23 protein-coding genes are annotated in these 20,764 nt (G+C 51.0%); all 23 read left to right on the forward strand.

Features of this window, described 5'->3' with window-relative positions; all coding sequences use genetic code 11:
- The first annotated feature begins 10 nt into the window (after positions 1-10).
- Positions 11-1,591: a flagellar basal-body MS-ring/collar protein FliF gene (fliF, locus tag AC3RCL_RS10105; RefSeq protein ID WP_009594716.1), complete on the forward strand. Its 1,581-nt coding sequence runs from the start codon at positions 11-13 to the stop codon at positions 1,589-1,591.
- Positions 1,592-1,602: 11 nt separating this feature from the next.
- Positions 1,603-2,619 carry a flagellar motor switch protein FliG gene (gene fliG, locus AC3RCL_RS10110; RefSeq protein ID WP_015736330.1) on the forward strand — a complete coding sequence of 339 codons (1,017 nt, stop codon included), beginning with the start codon at positions 1,603-1,605 and terminating at the stop codon, positions 2,617-2,619.
- On the forward strand, positions 2,612-3,466 hold the full coding sequence (locus AC3RCL_RS10115; protein ID WP_277746393.1) for a FliH/SctL family protein: 855 nt from the start codon (positions 2,612-2,614) through the stop codon (positions 3,464-3,466). Before fliG ends, AC3RCL_RS10115 begins: the two co-directional genes overlap by 8 nt.
- Positions 3,450-4,769 carry a flagellar protein export ATPase FliI gene (gene fliI, locus AC3RCL_RS10120; protein ID WP_009594717.1) on the forward strand — a complete coding sequence of 440 codons (1,320 nt, stop codon included), beginning with the start codon at positions 3,450-3,452 and terminating at the stop codon, positions 4,767-4,769. The genes AC3RCL_RS10115 and fliI overlap by 17 nt, the downstream gene beginning before the upstream one ends.
- A gap of 9 nt (positions 4,770-4,778) precedes the next feature.
- Positions 4,779-5,222 carry a flagellar export protein FliJ gene (gene fliJ, locus AC3RCL_RS10125; protein ID WP_009594763.1) on the forward strand — a complete coding sequence of 148 codons (444 nt, stop codon included), beginning with the start codon at positions 4,779-4,781 and terminating at the stop codon, positions 5,220-5,222.
- Between the two features lie 38 nt (positions 5,223-5,260).
- Positions 5,261-6,193 carry a MotE family protein gene (locus AC3RCL_RS10130; RefSeq protein ID WP_015736327.1) on the forward strand — a complete coding sequence of 311 codons (933 nt, stop codon included), beginning with the start codon at positions 5,261-5,263 and terminating at the stop codon, positions 6,191-6,193.
- Positions 6,194-6,239: 46 nt separating this feature from the next.
- Positions 6,240-7,586 (forward strand): flagellar hook-length control protein FliK, encoded by a 1,347-nt coding sequence (locus AC3RCL_RS10135; protein WP_492535321.1) that lies wholly within the window; start codon positions 6,240-6,242, stop codon positions 7,584-7,586.
- 20 nt (positions 7,587-7,606) lie between these two features.
- Complete coding sequence (locus AC3RCL_RS10140) at positions 7,607-8,167, forward strand: flagellar hook capping FlgD N-terminal domain-containing protein (RefSeq protein ID WP_492535322.1); 561 nt, start codon at positions 7,607-7,609, stop codon at positions 8,165-8,167.
- On the forward strand, positions 8,164-8,553 hold the full coding sequence (locus AC3RCL_RS10145; protein ID WP_192571275.1) for a TIGR02530 family flagellar biosynthesis protein: 390 nt from the start codon (positions 8,164-8,166) through the stop codon (positions 8,551-8,553). The genes AC3RCL_RS10140 and AC3RCL_RS10145 overlap by 4 nt, the downstream gene beginning before the upstream one ends.
- 74 nt (positions 8,554-8,627) lie before the next feature.
- Complete coding sequence (locus AC3RCL_RS10150; RefSeq protein ID WP_119847462.1) at positions 8,628-9,452, forward strand: flagellar hook-basal body complex protein; 825 nt, start codon at positions 8,628-8,630, stop codon at positions 9,450-9,452.
- A gap of 51 nt (positions 9,453-9,503) precedes the next feature.
- Positions 9,504-9,728: a flagellar FlbD family protein gene (locus tag AC3RCL_RS10155; RefSeq protein WP_009594749.1), complete on the forward strand. Its 225-nt coding sequence runs from the start codon at positions 9,504-9,506 to the stop codon at positions 9,726-9,728.
- Complete coding sequence (locus AC3RCL_RS10160; RefSeq protein WP_492535323.1) at positions 9,725-10,189, forward strand: flagellar basal body-associated FliL family protein; 465 nt, start codon at positions 9,725-9,727, stop codon at positions 10,187-10,189. The genes AC3RCL_RS10155 and AC3RCL_RS10160 overlap by 4 nt, the downstream gene beginning before the upstream one ends.
- A gap of 35 nt (positions 10,190-10,224) precedes the next feature.
- Positions 10,225-11,223: a flagellar motor switch protein FliM gene (gene fliM / locus AC3RCL_RS10165; RefSeq protein WP_009594751.1), complete on the forward strand. Its 999-nt coding sequence runs from the start codon at positions 10,225-10,227 to the stop codon at positions 11,221-11,223.
- Entirely contained in the window at positions 11,213-12,475 is a 1,263-nt protein-coding gene (fliY, locus tag AC3RCL_RS10170; RefSeq protein WP_192571276.1) for a flagellar motor switch phosphatase FliY, read from the forward strand. Before fliM ends, fliY begins: the two co-directional genes overlap by 11 nt.
- A 29-nt stretch (positions 12,476-12,504) precedes the next feature.
- A complete protein-coding gene (locus AC3RCL_RS10175; RefSeq protein ID WP_006211317.1) occupies positions 12,505-12,870 on the forward strand; it encodes a response regulator in 366 nt (121 codons plus the stop codon).
- Between the two features lie 11 nt (positions 12,871-12,881).
- Complete coding sequence (locus AC3RCL_RS10180; protein WP_015736321.1) at positions 12,882-13,406, forward strand: flagellar biosynthetic protein FliO; 525 nt, start codon at positions 12,882-12,884, stop codon at positions 13,404-13,406.
- Positions 13,403-14,155 carry a flagellar type III secretion system pore protein FliP gene (gene fliP, locus AC3RCL_RS10185; RefSeq protein WP_492535324.1) on the forward strand — a complete coding sequence of 251 codons (753 nt, stop codon included), beginning with the start codon at positions 13,403-13,405 and terminating at the stop codon, positions 14,153-14,155. The genes AC3RCL_RS10180 and fliP overlap by 4 nt, the downstream gene beginning before the upstream one ends.
- A gap of 40 nt (positions 14,156-14,195) precedes the next feature.
- Positions 14,196-14,465, forward strand: coding sequence for a flagellar biosynthesis protein FliQ (fliQ, locus tag AC3RCL_RS10190; RefSeq protein WP_009594725.1), 270 nt, complete (start codon positions 14,196-14,198; stop codon positions 14,463-14,465).
- 11 nt (positions 14,466-14,476) lie between these two features.
- Complete coding sequence (gene fliR / locus AC3RCL_RS10195) at positions 14,477-15,265, forward strand: flagellar biosynthetic protein FliR (RefSeq protein WP_015736320.1); 789 nt, start codon at positions 14,477-14,479, stop codon at positions 15,263-15,265.
- Positions 15,266-15,285: 20 nt separating this feature from the next.
- A complete protein-coding gene (gene flhB, locus AC3RCL_RS10200) occupies positions 15,286-16,374 on the forward strand; it encodes a flagellar biosynthesis protein FlhB (RefSeq protein ID WP_492536312.1) in 1,089 nt (362 codons plus the stop codon).
- 24 nt (positions 16,375-16,398) lie between these two features.
- The gene (gene flhA / locus AC3RCL_RS10205) at positions 16,399-18,432 is read left to right on the forward strand and encodes a flagellar biosynthesis protein FlhA (RefSeq protein WP_009594696.1); all 2,034 of its coding nucleotides are present in this window, start codon (positions 16,399-16,401) and stop codon (positions 18,430-18,432) included.
- Positions 18,429-19,868: a flagellar biosynthesis GTPase FlhF gene (flhF, locus tag AC3RCL_RS10210; protein WP_192571279.1), complete on the forward strand. Its 1,440-nt coding sequence runs from the start codon at positions 18,429-18,431 to the stop codon at positions 19,866-19,868. Before flhA ends, flhF begins: the two co-directional genes overlap by 4 nt.
- Complete coding sequence (locus tag AC3RCL_RS10215) at positions 19,865-20,755, forward strand: MinD/ParA family protein (RefSeq protein WP_213579192.1); 891 nt, start codon at positions 19,865-19,867, stop codon at positions 20,753-20,755. The genes flhF and AC3RCL_RS10215 overlap by 4 nt, the downstream gene beginning before the upstream one ends.
- Positions 20,756-20,764 lie beyond the last annotated feature (9 nt).

The raw sequence follows: 20,764 nt of genomic DNA on the forward strand, positions 1-20,764 counted from the left end.
GGGTGACAATGTGAACGAGAGAATTACCCAATATCGGGAGAGAATGACCCAGTATTGGAACCAATTCAGCAACAAACAAAAAATAATGTTAATCGCTACCGTAGCATTTGTTCTAATTGCTCTAGTCGTACTAACGATGCAGTTCTCTAAGACGAAGTATGAAGTAGCGTTCCGGGATCTGAATTCCAGCGACGCCGCAGGCATCATCAGCCACCTGGAGACCCAGGGGATTTCCTACAAGCTGAGCGAGGACGGCAGAAGCATTCTGGTTCCGAGCACAAGCGCAGCTAAAGTCCAGATCGATGTAGGATCACAAGGACTGGTGCAGAACGGCACGATCGGATTCGAAACCTTCGAAAAGAATGCGTCAGCCATCGGGATGACGGATAACGAATTCGAAGTGAAATATGTAAATGCACTGAACGGCGAAGTCGAACGGCTGCTGGAGAAGATGCAGGGTGTTCAGGACGCAACGGTATTATTGAACCTGCCTAAAGAAAGTGTGTTCGCGAAAAACGGAAACGAAGATCAGGCCAGCGCTTCCGTGGTTGTACAGTTTAAACCGGGCTATCGTCCTAATCAGGAAGTCATAGACGGTTACTACAACCTCGTGAAAACAGCCATTCCCAATTTGCCGATCGAGAACATTACGATCACCAATGACGAAGTCGAGCTGCTCGCAACAGCTAAAGGCGGTCAAGGCGGATTGATCGGCAAGGTGGAAGAAAATTTCGCGCTTCAGAAAAAATTCGAAAACGACGTAAGGCAAAATGTCCAGCAATTCCTCTCGCAATACATGGGTTCGAATAAAGTCAATGTTCTTGTAGCTTCCAAACTGAACTTTGATCAGGTGCAAAGCAAGGAAAACATCGTAACCCCTGTGGATGAAGAAGAAATGAAGGGGATTGAGCTCAGCGTTCAGGAGATCCAGAAGAACTATTCGGGAACCGGCAGTCCTACAGGCGGCGTGGCCGGCGTAGGCGAAGAGGCCGTTCCGGGATATCCAAGCGATTCTGGAAGCGGAGAAACGAATTCGGAAGAGCTCTCCAAAACCGTTAACTATGAGGTTAACCGGATTACGAAGGATATCATTGCAAGTCCATATACTGTTAAAGATTTAACCATTAATGTCTCGGTTGAACCACCTGCCGGGCAACAAACTTTGGATGATGCCACAAGAACGGCTATTCAGAACATCCTGGTCAATATTGTAAGAGCATCGCTTTCGGATTCAGACTCTACTTATACAGACGCTGATTTGTCCAAAAAAGTTTCGGTTATTTCGCAGGTATTTAATGTAAATGCGGATGAAAATCCGAAATCCGTATTTTCACAGCCTGTATTATGGGGAATCGGTATCGCTGCGTTGGCATTGATTGCGGGAGGAACCTATTTCTTCATCCGCAGACGCAGACAGCAGCAGGAGGAGCTTGAAGAGGACATTCAGCTTCCGCCCGTTACGGAATTCCCGTCGATTAATCTCGAAAGCATAACCAATGAAAGCCAGGTTCGTAAGCAGCTCGAAACCTTGGCGAAGAAGAAGCCAGATGAATTCGTGAATTTACTTCGCACATGGCTAGCTGAGGAATAGAGGTGGAAGCATTGGCTAAGGGAAATAACCAAATGTTAAGCGGACGTCAAAAAGCGGCTATACTGCTCATTACACTTGGCCCGGAAGTGTCTGCTCAAATATTTAAGCATCTTCGAGATGAAGAAATCGAACAATTAACGCTCGAGATTGCGAATGTTCGCAAAGTCGACAGCGTCGAGAAAGATAGCATTATTCAGGAGTTCCATCAAATTTGCCTGGCCCAGGAATACATCTCGCAGGGCGGCATCAATTACGCGAAGGAGATTTTGGAGAAGGCGCTTGGACAGCAAAAAGCGATGGAAGTGATCAACAGGCTGACGGCAACGCTTCAAGTAAGACCGTTTGACTTCGCCCGTAAAGCGGATCCGAGCCAAATCCTGAACTTTATCCAGAATGAGAATGCCCAGACCATCGCTCTCGTATTGTCTTATCTTCAATACGAGCAGGCATCCGCGATCCTGTCTTCGCTCCCGCAAGAGAAGCAGGCGGAAGTTGCGCGCAGGGTTGCAGTCATGGACAGTACCTCGCCGGAAGTCATCGCTCAGGTGGAGCGCGTACTGGAACAGAAGCTGTCGGCTACGGTGACGCAGGATTACACCAGTGCGGGCGGCATCGAGTCCATCGTTCAAATTCTGAACGGCGTAGACCGCGGAACGGAACGGACGATCCTCGACTCCCTGGAAATCCAGGATCCCGAGCTTGCGGAAGAAATCAAGAAGCGGATGTTTGTGTTCGAAGACATCGTCAACGTGGACAACCGTTCGATACAGCGCATCATCCGCGACGTCGAGAACGCGGACCTGCAGCTTGCGCTCAAGGTGGCAAGCGAAGAGGTGCGGGACGTTATTTTCCGCAATATGTCCAAGCGGATGGCCGAAACCTTCCGCGAAGAAATGGAATATATGGGACCGGTGCGGCTGCGTGACGTGGAGGAAGCCCAGACTCGGATCGTAAGCACGATCCGGAGACTCGAAGAAGCGGGCGAGGTTATTATTGCCCGCGGCGGAGGAGATGACATCATTGTCTAACTTGATCAAATCGTCCCACTATAAACCGATGGATGTGTTGAAAGAGTTGGATCTTGCTCGTCGTTACGCTTCGCCAACCGAGGAAACGGTAGAGGAGCCTGCACCGCCGACGGCCGAGCCGGCCGCTGTACAAACGCTGGCTGAAGCCGAACGTTTGAAACATGAAATGCTGAAGGACGCTCAAGAGTTTGCCGAGAGGCAAATCCGGGAGGCCTCGGAAGAGGCGCAGCGTCTGTTGACCGAAGCGCAGGAGCAGATTGAGGCATGGTGGACCGAAAGAAGGCTTCAAGATGAGGATTTGTCCGAAACGCTGAAAATGGAAGGTTTTAATCAAGGATATGCGGAGGGCTCTGCCAAGGCGGAGCTTGAGATGAAGGAATTGATGGAGCAGGCGACGCTGCAAGCGAGCGAGCTGCTTCAGCTCGCGCACCAAGCCAAGGAAGATCTGATCCAGGAAGCGGAGCCGTTTTTGGTGGAGCTCAGCTGCAGCATTGCGGAGAAGGTGCTGGATCGTCAGCTTACGATCGAACCGGAATTCACGCTGGAGCTGATTCGAAAGAACCTGGCGCGCAAGCGGGAAAAAGGAATCATTTCCCTCTGCGTAGCTCCCGATCAGTTCGAATTCGTAAACGCCGCGCGGGAAGAGCTCGGATTATCGATCGACTCCCAGGCGGAGCTTCAAATTTTGCCGGACTCCACGGTTAAGGATCGCGGCTGCGTCATCCGTTCTTCCTTCGGAAGCGTGGATGCACGCATCGATACACAGCTGGCCGAGATCAAAAAAGAACTCGTACGGATCGCCCTTGATGTCGAGGAACGGAGAAATCAAGATGAAGAAGCTGAATAGCGCCCGGTACATGGACCATCTGAAACATCTGGATCCCGTCCGCATCAACGGCAAGGTTACGCAGGTCATCGGGTTGATGGTGGAGTCCGAAGGGCCGGATGCCAGTATCGGCGACGTTTGCTACATCTATCCCACGAAGCAATCCAAGCCGCTCAAGGCGGAGGTCGTGGGTTTCAGAGATAATAAAGTGCTGCTGATGCCTCTCGGCGAACTTCACTCTATTGGCCCGGGCTGCGATGTAGTGGGCACAGGCAAACCGCTGAGCGTGCAGGTAGGTTCGGAACTGCTTGGCAAAGTGCTGGACGGATTGGGACAACCGCTCGACGGATCCATTATTCCGGCACGCATGCCGCATTATTCCACCCATAACGTACCGCAGAACCCGCTTAATCGGCCCAGGGTTCAGGAGCCGATCAGCATCGGCGTCCGGGCGATTGACGGATTGCTCTCCATCGGCAAAGGCCAGCGTGTCGGCATATTCGCCGGCTCCGGCGTCGGGAAGAGTACCTTGATGGGAATGATCGCACGCAACACCTCTGCCGATGTCAATGTCATTGCCTTGATCGGTGAACGGGGACGAGAGGTGCTTGATTTCATCGAGCGGGACCTGGGTCCCGAAGGGTTGAAACGGTCCGTTGTGATCGTGGCCACCTCGGATCAACCGGCGCTCATCCGCATTAAGGGAGCCTTGATCGCCACCACGATCGCCGAATATTTCAGGGATCGCGGCCTGAACGTGATGCTGATGATGGATTCGGTTACCCGTTATGCGATGGCGCAGCGCGAAGTCGGGCTTGCCGTAGGGGAACCGCCGGCGATGCGCGGTTACACTCCGTCGGTATTTGCCAGTCTGCCGAAGCTTCTGGAACGCGCAGGCACGGGTCCGACGGGTTCGATCACCGCTTTTTACACGGTGCTGGTTGACGGCGACGACATGAACGAACCGATCGCGGACGCGGTCAGGGGGATCCTGGATGGTCACATCGTCCTGAACCGGAATATCGCGAACAAAGGCCATTTTCCGGCGATCGACGTGCTGGCCAGCATTAGCCGGGTCATGAAAGACATCTCGCCTGAGGAACAAATCGATGCCTCCGAGAACGTAAAGCGTTTGATGGCGATCTACAAGGACTCGGAGGATTTGATCAATATCGGAGCTTACCAACAGGGCTCGAATGCCGACATCGATGAATCGATCGAATACATCGGCCGAATCTGGGATTTTACGAAACAAAAAGTGAATGAGAAGACCACATTGGATGAGGTTCAGGAACGTTTGATTTCCGAGTTTTCAAGGAGATGACTTTGAAGAATGAAATTTCATTATGCATTCCAGAAAATCGTAGACCTGAAGAGCAACGAGAAAACGCAAGCGGAATGGATGCTGTCAAGCGCCATCGGGAAGCTGCAGGCGGAAGAGAAAAGCTTGAATGAGCTTTATGAGATGCGGGATCAAATGTACCGCGCTCAGCAGGAAGCGGCGTCGCGGTGCGTGCCTGTCGCAGAAATCCGAAACATTCAGGTCTATGCAGAGCACCTGGAAGAATGCATTGAACGGAAACGGGATGACATACGGATCGCCCATGTCAATGTAACGAAGAAACAAAAGGTATTGTCCGACAAAATGCTTGACGAAAAAGTGTGGCTGAAGGCAAGAGACAAATCCCAAGAAAAGTTCCGGCATGAAAGTCTCCTTCGGGAACAAAACGAGCTGGACGAAATGGCGACGGTACGTTTTGCGATCAGAGCCCGTTAAGGTTTGCAAACACCGGTGGGTATGACCGCGAGGGAGGAATGAGTGTGGCACGAAAAGACATGCCGCTTGATAAGGAAGAATCAGGCGGTGGATTTGAACGGATATTGTTGATTTTGGTACCTGCTATATTCACGATCGTTCTGCTCGGAGCGCTCGCCGTATTTTTCAGAGCCGACGTCCGGGATGGGCTGCTCGAAGTAGCCAATAAAATTCCGGTCGTTAAGAACTGGGTCCCTGACCCGGTGTTGACCCCGGAAGAGCAGAAGCTCAAAGAGGCGAAGCAGCAGGAAGAAAGCGCAGAAGCGACGATCGTGGAACTTAAGAAGCAGCTTGCCGAGAAAGAAGAAACGTTAAACGAAGTAACGGAGCAAAAAGCAACGCAGGAAAACAAGGTGAAAGAGCTGGAAACCCAAATAGAATCGATGCAAAGCACATCCACGGACGGCGAGGCGGAAGAGGAAGACGCGTACACCAAGCAGATTCGTGAGCTGTCCAAGCTTTATGCGGACATGAGTCCCAGCAAAGCCGCACCGATCATGCAGAACCTGACGCTGGAAGAAATGGTGCTAATGCTGAGCCAAATGAAGAGCAGCAACCGGGTTGCCATCCTTCAGAAGATGGATCCGAAAACGGCGGCGGATGCAACCATGATGCTGAAAGACGCGGAGACCTCCGAAGATCTGGCCATTGCCGCTTTGCAATCCAGGCTGAAGAAGAACGACGCGGAGGCTGCGCAGAAGAAAACCTCCGAGAACCTGGATAAAAGCCAGCTGAATCAGACTTTTGCCGGAATGACGCCTGCCAACGCCGCGGACCTGCTGATGCAAACGTACAAGATCAGCCCCGCGAAAACGATGACCATTCTAAATACGGTGGACGATGCTACGCGTTCGCGAATTTTAAATGCGATGTCCTCGAAAGACGCGGAGCTGGCAGCTAAAATATTGAATCGCCTGATGGGCTCTAAATAAGCTCTGAAATGAATCTCCATCCTCAGGAAAGGAGGTGAAATAGACGATGACAATAACGGTACAAAGCAGTATGTCTTCTTCCGTCAGCAGTACCGCGGGAAGCGGAAAGACCAGCGCAGCCGGTCAAGCGACAGCGGGTGTTTCCTTTGATGCGACGCTGACTTACCAGATGAACGGCAGCGGCAGCGGCGCTGCAACAACTTCAACAGAAGTCGCGGCCAAGCTGGAATCCCTGCTTGCGCAGTATTCAGCGGAAACCGACGAATCGCTTGAAGGCTTAATGGAGCTGCTTCAAGGATTGCTGCAGGAGCTAGATACCGTGGACCAGGCGTTAGAAGAGGACCCTTCGTTATTGCAAGAGCTGCAGAACTGGCTGACGCAAGCGAACCTTCTGTTGAGCGGAACAGCTCCTCAAGCCCAAGGTAACGCGGACGGCAATGAGATGTCGCCATTGGCTTCCCATCCGGAAACGATTCGGTTTGCGGTACAGGACACGATCAGCCAGCTGGCTTCGATGCTATCCAAATCGGGTCAGGTAGACCTCCAGACGGAGGCAGCCGTCAAACAGCTTGTCCAGTCCTTCCAAAGTTTGCTTGGTCAAGGAACGGGGACTGGAGAAAGTAAAGCAAGCAGCAGTTTTGCCAACATCCTAAGCCAAAAGCAGCCGGATGCGGTACAGCCTAACATTGCAGCGAATACTGCAGGACAGTCGGCTTCATCTGAGACAACGGGGCAAGCGAACGCTAAATGGTCTACTCTGGCCACAAGTACCCCGGTTGACGGCACAGCAGCTGAATTCGCGTTAAACGAAGGGGATTCCCTACTGGAGCAAGGAACGGTTACTGCCGGTCAGCTGGCCCTGCGTTCCGGAACCCAAGTTACGGTTAAACCTGCAGCTCCGCCGGTGCCTGTTGAGAATTTCTCTAACGAAATGACTTCCTTCATTATTAATAAGCTCGAAATCGTGAAGCAAACCGGTTTTACCGAAGCGAGAATCTCCTTGAATCCGGAACATCTGGGCCAAGTGGACATCAAGCTAACGATGCAGAACGGCCAGTTGATCGCACAGTTCATGACGCGGTCGACGGATGCTAAAGAGCTGATTGACCAGCAAATGGCACAGCTTCGAAGCGCATTGCTGGCCCAAGGACTTCAGGTCGAGAAAATCGAGGTTACGCAGAGCAGCCAGCCATCCAATGCCAATCTTTATCAGGATGGACGTCAGCCTGGATCAGGACAGCAGCAGCCGCAGCACCGCTCGAAGGAAAAAGATAGGCCTTCCGACGATGCCGTTCTTGCCGCGAATTTGACGGAAGAATTGAACGATTGGATTGCCGAGCATCAAGCCGACGATGAGAACTTGCAAGCAGGAACATTTACCGCGAAAGCCTAACAGTGAGGAGGTGAGCTTGGATGGCAACAAATCCGGTATCTACGAAAAATATGTGGCCCAATTATGCCAAAGGGAACGTCAGCACTAAAAACGGAAACGGCCAAGAGCTTGGGAAGGACCAGTTCTTAAGCATTCTGATTACGCAATTGCGGCATCAGGATCCGCTTCAGCCGATGCAGGACCGGGAATTTATTGCCCAAATGGCCCAGTTTACTTCCCTGGAGCAGCTGATGAATATCAATACTCAATTGACGGCAATGAGCCAGTCTTTGGGTGCTGCTTCAAGTTTGATCGGTAAACAGATCAGCTGGATGTTCAAACCGGAGGATGGCTCGGACTCCGTCATGAAGAGCGGTCTTGTGGATTCCATCATCGTCCGCGAAGGCGTCCATTACGCAAAAGTCGGTGAAAGTGAAGTATCGCTTGATCAGATCGTGAAAATCGAGAACGCTATGGCCGAGAATGATCCAGGAGCAACGGATCCTGTTCCTTCCGAACCTGAAGCAGGCAATCCGGATCCGGGAGAGCCTGAAGCCGGAGACCCGGGACAAGATGAAAAGTCTGGGGGAACCTCACCATGAGTGACCGGATGATGATCGGGCATTTATTTCCCGGGAAAATACATCCCGCAGCGCTTCACAATGAACGAAAAACAGCGCAAGCTCAACATAGTCCTCCACCCGGGACGTTCCAGGAGCTCTTAAATGAGAATCTCCTTAAAATTAGCAATCATGCGGCGAAGAGATTACAGCAGCGCGGCATTGAATTGAAGGGTGATCAGTTGGAACAGATCCAGAGTGCGGTGGACAAAGCCGCAGCGAAGGGGAGCAAGGAATCGCTCATTCTGATGAAGGACATGGCCCTTATCGTGAATATTCCGAACCGGACCGTAGTCACGGCGATGGATGGCAAGGCGATGAAAGACAACGTGTTCACGCAAATCGATAGTGCAGTTATTATTTCATAAATCTGGCTGGCCCGTGAGGAAGCCAGGCGGCCGCTGATCGACAGAAGCGGTCCATAACAGAAGGAGGAAAATCGATGTTAAGATCCATGTATTCCGGCATTTCCGGAATGAGAGGTTTCCAAACCAAACTTGACGTCATTGGTAATAACATTGCCAACGTAAATACGGTTGGGTTTAAAGCGGGACGTGTCATGTTTAAAGATATCCTCAGCCAAACGATGTCCGGCGTTACGCCGGGAACCGACGATCCATCCGGCGGCGTAAACGCGAAGCAGATCGGTCTCGGCGTATCCATCGGCTCGATTGATACTTTGCATACGCCAGGCAGTGCAATGACAACCAATAATCCGACAGACCTGAGAATTGACGGAGACGGATTCTTCATGGTGAAGCTCAGCGAGGATCAAGAAGTGCCTTTCTTAACTCGTGCTGGCGACTTTCATGTCGACGTAGCGCGTAACCTGGTCACTTCGGACGGTATGCTCGTTCTCGATTCGGCGGGTGACCCAATACAGCTGGACGAAGAGGTTACGGCATTCACAATTGCTCAGAATGGCGCCATCATTCAGAAGATGAGTGACGGAACGACGGAAGAAGGAGCCATTATCGGCGTTGCGAAAATTCCGAATCCGGAAGGCCTGGAAAAAATCGGAGGCAATATGTATCGCGTGACCCTGAATGCAGTTCCGGATGGCGATCTGGCTGCCGTCATGTTTGAAGGGAACAACGCGGAAGAAGGAACCGGTGCGATTATTGCCGGTCAGCTTGAAATGTCCAACGTTGACTTGACAGGCGAATTTTCTGAAATGATCGTCGCTCAGCGCGGCTTCCAAGCCAACTCCCGGATTATCACGACTTCGGATGAAGTGCTTCAAGAAGTTGTCAATCTGAAACGATAAGGATGGATAGGGAGGGGCCTTCCCCTCCCTAATTAAACAAGGAGGCTATCCATGATATCGGTAACGAGGTTAAATGGTTCGCAGTTGTGGCTTAACGCGCTGTTGATAGAAATGGTTGAGGAGACTCCTGACACCTACATTACTTTGATTAATGGAAAGCGAATGATTGTGCTTGAAAGTGCAAATGAAATCATCGCTTCCGTTAAGGCGTATCACCACGAGGTAGGCATTCATCAAGCCACCATTAAAGTGCAGCAATTGGAGGAACCTTCATGAAAAAGATGCTCCCCTGGTTAATTACGATCCTGTTATCGATTACGCTGATTGTCCTGGCCATCTTCCTGTTGTCGGACAAGCTGCTTGGCGATAACGGAAAAAGTCAGGCTTCGGCCAATGCCGCGGCTTTATCCAAGTTATCGGCCGACGAGATCGTAAAGATGACATCGGAAATAACCGGTATCAAGACGAATCTGGCAGATCCTGATTTTGTTGCCCAGATGGCCTTTGCTTTTCAGCTTAACGATAAAAAAGCAAAGGAAGAATTCGATAAAATCAAGGAAATCAAGATCAAACCAATTATTATCAAAACGCTGGCCGACACGAAACCCGAATTACTGAATGATTCCAAAGGGCGCGAACAGTTTATTGCCAAGCTGCAAAACCTGATCAATAAGTCGTTAACGTCCGGTCACTTGATTCAAATCGAAATGACAGAAGTAATGATCGTAGGTATCTAGACTGTTCGTCGGACGACCTGTAAGGGGGTGAGTAGATGGTTGATGTTTTATCGCAGAATGAGATCGATGCCTTATTGGCCGCTCTCTCTTCAGGGGAAATGGATGCTGAAGAACTGAAAAAAGAGGAAACGCAAAAGAAAATCCGTTCTTACGATTTTAAGAGGGCCCTTCGTTTTTCGAAGGATCATATTCGAAGCTTGACTCGGATCCACGAGAACTTTGCACGCTATTTGACGACCTACTTCTCGGCGCAGTTACGTACTTTTGTGCAAATCAACGTGGTGCAGGTTGAACAGCTTCCGTATGATGAGTTTATTCGCTCCATACCAAAAATGACAGTTCTTAATATATTTGAAGCCGAACCGCTCGTAGGTCGGATGGTGCTTGAGGTCCATCCCAACATTGCCTACGCGATGCTGGACCGATTGCTTGGAGGCACGGGCATTGCTCCGTCTTCCATCAGCTCGATGACCGAAATCGAAACGATTATCATGGAGCGCATATTCAGCCGGGCGTTCGATAGCCTCCAGGAGGCATGGAAAACGGTGCTGGATATATCCCCGCGCCTCGAAGCATTGGAAACGAATCCGCAATTCATGCAGATCGTGTCTCCGAACGAAACCATTGCGCTAATATCCCTTAGCACAAAAATCGGCGATACCACGGGCATGATTAACCTGTGCATACCGCATGTGGTTCTGGAGCCGATCATGTCCAAGCTGTCCGCGCATCAATGGTTCATCTCGGAGAAAAAAGCGAGCGTTCCGGAGGAAGTGGATGCTCTTAAACAGCGCGTAAGCAAAGCCAAGCTTCCGATCGTTGCCGAGCTGGGCGTTTCGCAGCTTACCGTGTCCGAGTTCTTAGGACTAAGCGTCGGCGACGTTATTTCGTTAAACAAGCCGATGCATGACGGACTATCCATCAAGGTCGGCGACAAATTAAAGTTTATTGGCAGTCCCGGAACGATAAAAGACCGGGTTGCTGTACAAATCGATGAAATTGTCATCGAAGGAGCTGAAGAATTTGACGAGTAAAGATTATTTATCCCAGGAAGAAATCGACGCTTTGTTAAAACAGTCGGAAATGGCATCACCAGCATCAATTCCTTCGGCGGCGACTGTCGATGACGTATTAACACCTCTGGAGCAGGACGCGCTGGGTGAGATCGGTAACATAACCTTCGGCAGCGCTGCAACCGCCCTGTCCACCTTGCTGGGCAAAAAAGTGGATATCACGACCCCCAGAGTTTCGATCATTAAGCGAAGCGAGTTCGAGGAAGAATTTCCGAAGCCGCATGTAGCGGTACACGTTAAGTACGTGGACGGATTTGAAGGAATTAATTCGCTGGTCATTAAGACACGCGATGCGCAGGTCATTGCCGATCTCATGTTAGGCGGGGAAGGCAACCCGGTGGAAGAGGAACTCAATGAGATTCATATCAGTGCCGTTCAGGAAGCGATGAACCAGATGATGGGGTCTTCCGCAACAAGCATGTCGACGATTTTCAACCGGTTTGTCAATATATCGCCGCCGGGCATTGACATTCTCAACATGGCGAACGGGGAAGGGGTCAACAACCTGCCGCCGGATGAAACGCTGATTAAGATTTCTTTCCGATTAATTATCGGTGAACTTATTGATTCAACCATTATGCAGCTGCTGCCCGTTCATTTCTCCAAGGATATGGTTCACATGCTCATCAACGGGACAGAAGAACCGCAGCCTGCGAAGCAGGAAGCTGCTCCAGCGGTGGAAGCGCCGGCCAGTGCCCAGGAGTCGGCACAAGCACCGGTTAATCCGGCACAAACCCAAGACATGGGTCAAGGCTACGATTATGGACAAGGCTACGGTCAGCCTATGCCAGGACATGGCGGGCCCATCCCGCAGCAATCCATGCCATACGGTCAGCCGCAGATGCCTTACCAAGCACAGCCGCAACAGTATGGCGGCATGCCGAATCGCAATGTGAATGTACAGCCCGTGCAGTTCGCTAATCTGCAATCTGCACCGTACACCCAGGTGGATGAAAACAATCTGAACTTACTGATGGACATTCCCCTTAAAGTCACCGTAGAATTAGGGAGGACCCAAAAGCAAATTAAGGATATCCTGGAAATGTCGCAAGGTTCGATTATCGAGCTGGACAAGCTGGCCGGTGAGCCTGTTGACATCCTCGTCAATCATAAACTGATTGCCAAAGGCGAGGTCGTTGTCATCGATGAGAACTTTGGTGTGCGTGTGACGGATATCGTAAGCCAATGGGACCGGATTCAAAAATTACAATAGCACAAACATTTTAGGGAGGATTTTTATCAATGGCTAACCGAATTCTGATCGTGGACGATGCTGCATTTATGAGAATGATGATCCGTGACATATTGGTCAAGAACGGATTCGAGGTTGTGGGGGAAGCACAGGACGGTGCACAAGCAATCGAGAAATTTAAGGAACTTCGTCCAGATCTGATTACGATGGATATTACGATGCCGGAAATGGATGGTATCGCAGCGCTTAAAGAGATTAAAAAAGTAGATGCCAATGCCAAAGTAATTATGTGCTCTGCCATGGGTCAGCAAGCGATGGTTATTGACGCAATCCAAGCCGGAGCGAAAGACTTCATCGTTAAACCGTTCCAATCGGACAGAGTTATTGAAGCCATCAACAAGACGCTTGGCGTATAAGGATTCTTCTTATGATGATGGCAGCTTCTGACAGATTGGGCTCAAGTAGTACTACCGGGTATTATTTACAGTTGTTTTATGTCTTTATCGTACTTGCCATCATCATTGCGTTGATCGTGTTCCTGATTCGCTTTCTAGGCAGAAAGAATCAGAGCTGGATGCAGGGCCGCTCCATTCGTACTCTGGGTGCGGTTGGTATGGGCCCTAACAAATCCCTTCAGCTCGTCGAAATTGGGGGCAGCATCTATGTGATCGGAGTTGGCGAAGACGTCCGGTTGGTGGACAAAATTTCTGATCCGGCTGAAGTTGCGCTTATCCAAGCTGCATTTGAACAGGATTCTGGAATACATAATGGGGCACTGCCGCCTTTTATAACGAAATTGGCGGCAAAACTCCGTAAAGACAAACCACCGGAAGAAATGGAGTTGGACGATACATCTTCTTTCCATGAAGTGTTCGAATCCAAGCTGCGCAGCGTACCGAACCGGAAAGAAAAGGTCGAAGAATTGCTGCGGGAGGATCATAAGGATTCATGAATAAAAAGATCTCGTACGGTATCACGATTTTCATCATGTTTGGATTATTGTTTTCCCATACGGCATTCGCGGATCCGATTCCGAACATTGATATTCAAATCGGTAATGAGGGAGATGCACCGGGGACAAGCTCCTTGTCCTTGATACTCCTGATCACCATTCTTAGTATTGCACCGGCGATTCTGGTGCTGATGACAAGTTTTACAAGGATTGTTATCGTGCTCGGCTTTGTCCGTACTTCGCTCGGAACACAGCAAACACCGCCAAACCAAGTGTTGATCGGCCTGGCGCTGTTCCTTACCTTGTTCGTTATGGCTCCCACGTTATCCTCGATGAACGAGGTCGCGCTGCAGCCCTACCTCAAAGGGGAGATCACTCAAGCGGAAGCACTGGATAAGGCTCAAGACCCGATGAAGAAGTTCATGTTCGCGCACACAAGGGAAAAGGACCTGCTGCTGTTCATGAATTACACCGGCGCGGAGAAACCCGAATCCTACGAGGACATTCCATTAACGGTTTTAGTTCCGGCATTTGCCATTAGCGAGCTGAAGACGGGTTTCCAAATGGGCTTTATGATCTTCATCCCGTTTCTGGTCATCGATATCGTGGTTGCCAGCGTGCTGATGGCAATGGGGATGATGATGCTGCCGCCGGTCATGATCTCGCTGCCATTCAAGATTCTGCTCTTTGTTTTGGTGGACGGCTGGTATCTGGTAGTGAAATCCATGCTGATGAGCTTTAACCCGTAGCAATAAGCGGCAAGCAATTCGAATACAGGGGGACTAAGCCGTGAGCGCTGAATTTATTATCGGTCTGGCAGGACAAGCGGTCTATATTGTGCTCCAGGTGAGCGCGCCGATGCTGGTTCTCGCACTGGTTGTGGGACTAATCATCAGTATTTTTCAAGCGACAACACAAATCCAGGAACAGACGCTGGCTTTCGTACCAAAAATCATCATCGTTCTTGTAGCGTTACTGCTGTTTGGTCCTTGGATATTAACGACGTTAGTGGATTTTACGCACGGTATTTTGGACAATCTCTACAAATATATCGGATAGGCTGAGTGTCCATGGAATGGTTGCAGCAAAGTTTACCAGTTTTCATGCTTATTTTTTGTCGAATAACATCTTTTTTTGTAATATCGCCAGTGTTTGCTTCGCGCGGCATACCTTCTTCTTACAAAATAGCCCTGTCGGCCATTATCGCCCTGATCGTCTATCTATCGTTCGGGCTCGGGGAAGTGGTTCCGCAAGATCTGTCTTACGCCATCTTAATTGTCCAGGAAGTGCTGGTGGGACTGCTTCTAGGTTTCACTGCTTATCTCATCATGGCTGTCGTCCAAACCGCCGGGGCATTAATTGATATTCAGATCGGTTTCAGCATGGCGAATGTCATCGACCCGTTTACGGGGACGTCCACCCCATTAATCGGGAACTTCAAGTATTATCTCGCTCTGCTGGTGTTCCTGAGCATGAATGGTCACCATTATTTGTTTGATGCGATTATGTACAGTTATGATTGGATCCCGATCACGGGTGACGTGTTTGGGAAGATACATGAGGGTAACGTAACGGATTTTCTCGTTCGGACCTTCTCGCACTCGTTTGTATTGGCAATTCAAATGGCGGCTCCGCTGGTGGCAGCCCTGTTCCTGACCGATGTCGGGCTTGGCTTTCTGGCAAGGACGGCTCCGCAGTTCAACGTGTTTGTCATCGGGATTATTATCAAAATCATCGTTGGGCTCGTGCTGCTGATGCTGCTCATGCCGATGCTGGTGTCCCTGTTTGATCATCTGTTTGCCAAAATGTTTGAAGCGCTCCGTGAGCTGCTCGGCGTTCTTGGCGACGAGCCGACTTAAGGAGGATGGAGGTGAAGCGGATGTCATACCGGTATCCGGTCGACTTACAGCTGTTCGCTGGCGAAAAGACGGAGAAAGCCACGCCGAAGAAACGCCAGGATACGCGTAAGAAGGGCCAAGTTGCCAAGAGCATGGAGGTATCGGGTGCATCGGTTTTGCTGGCGGCTTTCTTCTGCCTGTTAATCTTTGGCGGTTATATGAGGGACCGCACCGTTCGACTATTCACCGATATATACATTAATCGGCTCTCCATGAATGTAACGAAAGATAATGTGATGCAGCTGTTCAGGGAATATGGCGTTCAAATCTTGCTTCTGCTCGCGCCTTTGTTCATTTCGATTTTCGTTATAGCGCTGGTCGCTAATTATTTGCAGGTCGGGTTTATGTTAACCGGCGAGACGCTGAAAATGAAGTTCAGCAAAATCGACCCCATCAAGGGGTTCAAAAATATATTCTCGATGCGTTCATTGGTCGAGTTTTTGAAATCGGTCATCAAGTTGACCATTATCGGTTACCTCGTGTACAGCACCTTGTGGGCTGCCAGGGAGGATTTATCCTCCTTATCGACGATGGGACCCGATACCATCTTTCATTTCGTGGCCGATATCACTATGTCGCTCGGTTTTAAGATTGCCATCGGGCTGATCATTCTGGCCGTTCTGGATTACATGTATCAGAAATACGATTACGAGAAAAACATTCGGATGTCCAAGCAGGACATCAAAGACGAGTACAAAAAAATGGAAGGCGATCCGCTGATCAAAGGAAAGATCAGGGAGCGCCAGCGTCGGATGGCACTTCAGCGGATGATGCAGGAAGTTCCGAATGCCGACGTCATCATCACGAACCCGACCCACTTTGCAGTGGCGATCAAATATGACGGGTCCTCGATGGAAGCTCCGCAAATCATTGCTAAAGGTCAAGATTTCATGGCCTTGCGGATTAAGGAAATCGCGAAGGAACACGGAATTATAACGATGGAAAACAAGCCGCTGGCACGCGCTTTGTACCAACGGTCGGAAATCGGGGATTCGATTCCGGGAGACCTGTTCCAGGCCGTAGCGGAAGTGCTGGCCTATGTATATAAACTAAAAGGTAAAGCGAAATAACTAGGGACCGGAGGCGTCTGTGCAGTGAAAATAAAAGATCTATCTGTCCTTGCGGGTGTCATTGGCATCGTACTCATGATGATTCTTCCGATCCCGATATGGCTGCTCGATGTACTTCTGATTATCAACATCTCGCTGGCGCTCATCATTTTGCTGGTGGCCATGAATACGAAGGAAGCGCTCGATTTCTCCATTTTTCCTTCCTTATTGCTCATCACGACACTCTTTCGAGTAGCGCTTAACATATCGACAACGAAGCTGATCCTGTCGGAAGCTAACGCAGGCGAAGTTGTTGCCACGTTCGGCAAATGGATTGCCAACGGCGAAATTGCGGTTGGCTTCATCGTCTTCTTGATCCTCGTCGTCGTACAGTTCATCGTCATTACCAAAGGGTCGGAACGGGTAGCCGAGGTTGCGGCAAGATTTACCCTCGACGCGATGCCGGGTAAGCAGATGAGCATCGATGCGGATCTGAACGCGGGTCTGATCAATGAGCAGCAAGCCAGGGAGCGCCGCAGCAAGATCGAGCGCGAAGCCGACTTTTACGGCGCCATGGATGGTGCGAGTAAATTCGTCAAGGGTGATGCCATCGCCACGATCGTCATCATGCTCATCAACCTGATCGGCGGATTTATTATCGGGATCTCGATTCACGGCATGTCGTTCGGAGACGCGATGAGCACCTACTCGATCCTGACGATCGGGGACGGATTGGTCAGCCAGATTCCGGCTCTCCTGATTTCCACGGCCGCGGGCCTGATTGTTACGCGTGCTTCATCCGAAGGAAATCTGGCTGAGGATCTGACGGGGCAGCTCTTCTCATATCCTCATCTGTTGTACATCGTTGCAGGAACCGTCCTGCTGCTGGGAATCTTCACACCGATTCATCTGATCACGACCGCGCCGATTGCACTCATACTATTTATCGCGGCACGGACGATGCAGAACAATTTGGATCGCAAGCAGGTGGAAGTGGAGCAGCTGGAAGAGGAACAGCAGATCGAAGAGGTGCGAAGCCCGGAAAGCGTGATCAACCTCTTGCAGGTCGATCCTATCGAATTCGAATTCGGATATGGGTTGATTCCGCTGGCAGACGCTCAGCAGGGCGGGGACTTATTGGACCGTATCATTATGATCCGGAGACAATGCGCGCTTGAACTGGGACTCGTCGTGCCGGTCATCCGAATTCGCGACAATATTCAACTAAAACCGAACGAATATGTCATAAAAATAAAAGGGAATGCTGTCGGCGGCGGTGAATTATTATTAAATCACTATCTCGCCATGAGCCCGGGATACGAGGACGATTCCGTAACAGGGATCGAAACGACGGAACCGGCGTTCGGGCTTCCTGCACTGTGGATTGACGAAGCCATGAAGGAACGGGCGGATCTGGCCGGTTATACCGTTGTGGATCCACCGTCCGTCGTTGCTACCCATCTGACGGAACTCATTAAGAGACATGCCCATGAGCTGATCGGACGCCAGGAAACCAAGGCATTGGTCGACAATATTCGAGAAAGCTATCCGGTCCTCGTGGACGAGCTCATTCCTTCCGTGCTGACCATTGGGGAAGTGCAAAAGGTATTGGCCAAGCTCCTTCGCGAGAAGATCTCCATCCGCGATATGGTTACGATTCTCGAGACCCTTGCCGACTACGGGCATTATTCGAAGGACCCTGATGTCCTTACCGAATATGTAAGGCAAGCCCTCTCACGGCAGATTACACAGCAATACGCTCAAGAAGGAGAGGCGATGCGGGTCATCACGGTCGGACCGCAGCTGGAGAAGAAGATCGCCGAGAGCGTTCAGCAGAGCGACCAAGGAAGCTATCTCGCGATGGATCCGGCATCCACGCAGAGCGTGTTTCAAAAGCTCAGTGAGCAGGTCAATCGGATTATTCAGATGGGACAGCAGCCCGTGCTTCTGACCTCGCCGGCCATAAGAATGTATTTGCGGCAGGTCATAGAACGAAGCATGCAGGATATCCCGGTGTTGTCCTATAGCGAGCTGGAGCCTAACGTCGAAATTCAAAGTGTCGGAGTGGTGAACTTATGAGAGTGAAAAGGTATATCGTCGACACGATGCCTGAGGCGATGCAGCATATTCGTACGGATTTGGGTGCGGATGCCGTCATACTGAGCACGAAGGAAACCAAGGTAGGCGGGTTCCTCGGGATGTTCACCCGCAAGAAAATAGAGGTGATCGCGGCGGTAGAGCAGGCGGAAAAGCCCAAGGGCTCTGCGCCGGTCAAGCCCAAAGTTACGCCTTCTGTTCCATCAGGGGCGGTACCCAAAGCCTACCAGCGAACGGCTGAAATTTCGAAGCAAGGCCCTAAAACCTCCCCGCTTCCAGTGAATAACGCGGATGCCGCAGCGGATGCGCGGCAAGAGGCCGACTATAGCCGCTTTGCCGAGTTGCTTAGCCAGGTGGCAGCTTCCGAGGAGGTTGTGGACAGGCAAAAGGACGGGGTCAGCCAGACGCAGCAGCCTGCAGAGGCTGATCCGGCAGCGGAACGCAGCGATTCAACGGAAGCCGCTGCTTCTCTTGAAGCAAAGAAACCATCCCGCGGGGGACAGGAGGAGTCGTTAAGTTCACGACTGGGAATCAGCGAATCCGAACAGAGAGTCCTTGAAGAGCTTAAGGAAATGAAGGAATGGATCGCGCGATTATCCAGGCAGAATCTGGAGGCGCAGCATCTTCCCGAGCCGCTGCATGTTATCCGGGATCAGCTCCTGAAGCAGGATTTATCGGCCAAGCTGGCGGAAGAGTGGCTCGCGGCCGCGGAAGATGCCTGGAAAGCCAGCCAAATGCAGATGAGCGAGACCGAGCTTCTGAACGTGATTTACAAGCAGGCCGAGGCGTTCCTTGAGGGGCGTATCGGCGACGGCGTTCAGCCCGGGACGCGGATCGTATATGTCGCTGGCCCAACGGGGGTCGGCAAAACAACCACGATTGCGAAGATCGCTGCAGAGCAGCTGTTCCGCAATCAACGCAAGGTAGGCTTCATTACGTCCGATACGTATCGGATATCCGCCGTTGAACAGCTTCGCACTTATGCTTCCATTCTCAATGTGCCGATGGAGGTCGTGCAGTCGCCCGGCGACATGCAGCGAGCCCTTCAGAAGCTCCAGGACTGCGATTTGGTATTAATGGATACGGCCGGCCGGAACTATCGGAATGAGCTGCTCGTTTCCGAGCTTCAAAGCCTGTTCTCCCATTCCGATCAAAGTGAAACTTATCTTGTCCTCAGCCTCACATCCAAGAGCAGCGATATGATCGAAATCGCGGATCATTTCAGCAAATACGAGCTGGATAAGGTTATTTTCACGAAGATGGATGAAACCGGAAGCTACGGCGCCTTGTTTAATCTGATCGATGCCCACAACCTTCGCCTGTCTTATATGACCAATGGTCAAAATGTGCCCGATGATCTGTTGATGGCCGACCCTGAACGGTTATGCCGTCTGCTGCTGGGAGAGAGTCGTACATGACGGATCAAGCTCACTCGCTTCGCCAGTTGGTTTCAGCCCAGCAGCCCGGGGAGAGCGCCAAGGCGACCTCCGCAAGAACCGCCAAGATCATAACGGTCAGCAGCGGCAAGGGCGGGGTTGGGAAATCCAATTTCACGTTGAATTTTGCATTGACTTTGCAATCGATGGGAAAAAGGGTTCTGGTCTTTGATGCCGATATCGGCATGGCAAACATTGACGTTCTGATGGGTGTAAGCTCTCGGTACAGCCTGTATCATCTCATTCGCCGGGAGAAGAGCATAGAAGAAGTGATTCAGTATGGGCCGGACAAGCTGCCTTACATTGCCGGAGGTTCGGGTTTGGCGGACATGATGTCCCTGTCCGAGGAAGAGATGGATTATTTCATATCCCAGATCGAGCGCATTGCTTCCGGGATGGACTACATTATCTTCGATACAGGGGCCGGGCTATCCAAGGAAAACATGAAGTTTATTACGTCCGCTGATCAATGCCTTGTCGTTACGACGCCGGAGCCGACGTCCATCACGGATGCCTATGCGTTAATCAAGGTGGTCCACGGCACGGAAAGCAAGGTTCCGTTCAGCCTGATCGTCAACCGTGCAGGGGATGAGGAAGAGGCTCGTGAGGCGGCGGGCAAAATTATTTTGACGGCCCAGCGTTTTCTGGACATCGACATCAAGCTGCTCGGCTCGATTGCCGATGATACGCATGTAGTCCAGTCCGTCAAGCGGCAGGTTCCGTTTACGGCAGCTTATCCACGGTGCAACGCTTCCAGCGATATCAGACGGATCGCGCTTCGTTACTTGGCCGTTCCTGCTGCCGCGGAGCCGGAAACCCCGAAGGGAATCAAAGGATTTATGCATCGATGGCTTAAACGTACGAAATGATTCTTCGGT

The organism is Paenibacillus sp. MT86 (assembly GCF_058792535.1).

Bases quoted from the DNA above. Each gene is read 5' to 3' on its own strand.
- fliM (WP_009594751.1), top strand. From the start codon at position 10,225: ATGGTTGATGTTTTATCGCAGAATGAGATCGATGCCTTATTGGCCGCT.
- AC3RCL_RS10130 (WP_015736327.1), top strand. From the start codon at position 5,261: ATGAGTGTGGCACGAAAAGACATGCCGCTTGATAAGGAAGAATCAGGC.
- AC3RCL_RS10175 (WP_006211317.1), top strand. From the start codon at position 12,505: ATGGCTAACCGAATTCTGATCGTGGACGATGCTGCATTTATGAGAATG.
- AC3RCL_RS10160 (WP_492535323.1), top strand. From the start codon at position 9,725: ATGAAAAAGATGCTCCCCTGGTTAATTACGATCCTGTTATCGATTACG.
- flhF (WP_192571279.1), top strand. From the start codon at position 18,429: ATGAGAGTGAAAAGGTATATCGTCGACACGATGCCTGAGGCGATGCAG.
- fliI (WP_009594717.1), top strand. From the start codon at position 3,450: ATGAAGAAGCTGAATAGCGCCCGGTACATGGACCATCTGAAACATCTG.
- AC3RCL_RS10145 (WP_192571275.1), top strand. From the start codon at position 8,164: ATGAGTGACCGGATGATGATCGGGCATTTATTTCCCGGGAAAATACAT.
- AC3RCL_RS10135 (WP_492535321.1), top strand. From the start codon at position 6,240: ATGACAATAACGGTACAAAGCAGTATGTCTTCTTCCGTCAGCAGTACC.
- fliR (WP_015736320.1), top strand. From the start codon at position 14,477: ATGGAATGGTTGCAGCAAAGTTTACCAGTTTTCATGCTTATTTTTTGT.
- AC3RCL_RS10215 (WP_213579192.1), top strand. From the start codon at position 19,865: ATGACGGATCAAGCTCACTCGCTTCGCCAGTTGGTTTCAGCCCAGCAG.
- fliP (WP_492535324.1), top strand. From the start codon at position 13,403: ATGAATAAAAAGATCTCGTACGGTATCACGATTTTCATCATGTTTGGA.
- AC3RCL_RS10155 (WP_009594749.1), top strand. From the start codon at position 9,504: ATGATATCGGTAACGAGGTTAAATGGTTCGCAGTTGTGGCTTAACGCG.
- AC3RCL_RS10140 (WP_492535322.1), top strand. From the start codon at position 7,607: ATGGCAACAAATCCGGTATCTACGAAAAATATGTGGCCCAATTATGCC.
- fliJ (WP_009594763.1), top strand. From the start codon at position 4,779: ATGAAATTTCATTATGCATTCCAGAAAATCGTAGACCTGAAGAGCAAC.
- AC3RCL_RS10150 (WP_119847462.1), top strand. From the start codon at position 8,628: ATGTTAAGATCCATGTATTCCGGCATTTCCGGAATGAGAGGTTTCCAA.
- flhB (WP_492536312.1), top strand. From the start codon at position 15,286: ATGTCATACCGGTATCCGGTCGACTTACAGCTGTTCGCTGGCGAAAAG.
- AC3RCL_RS10180 (WP_015736321.1), top strand. From the start codon at position 12,882: ATGATGATGGCAGCTTCTGACAGATTGGGCTCAAGTAGTACTACCGGG.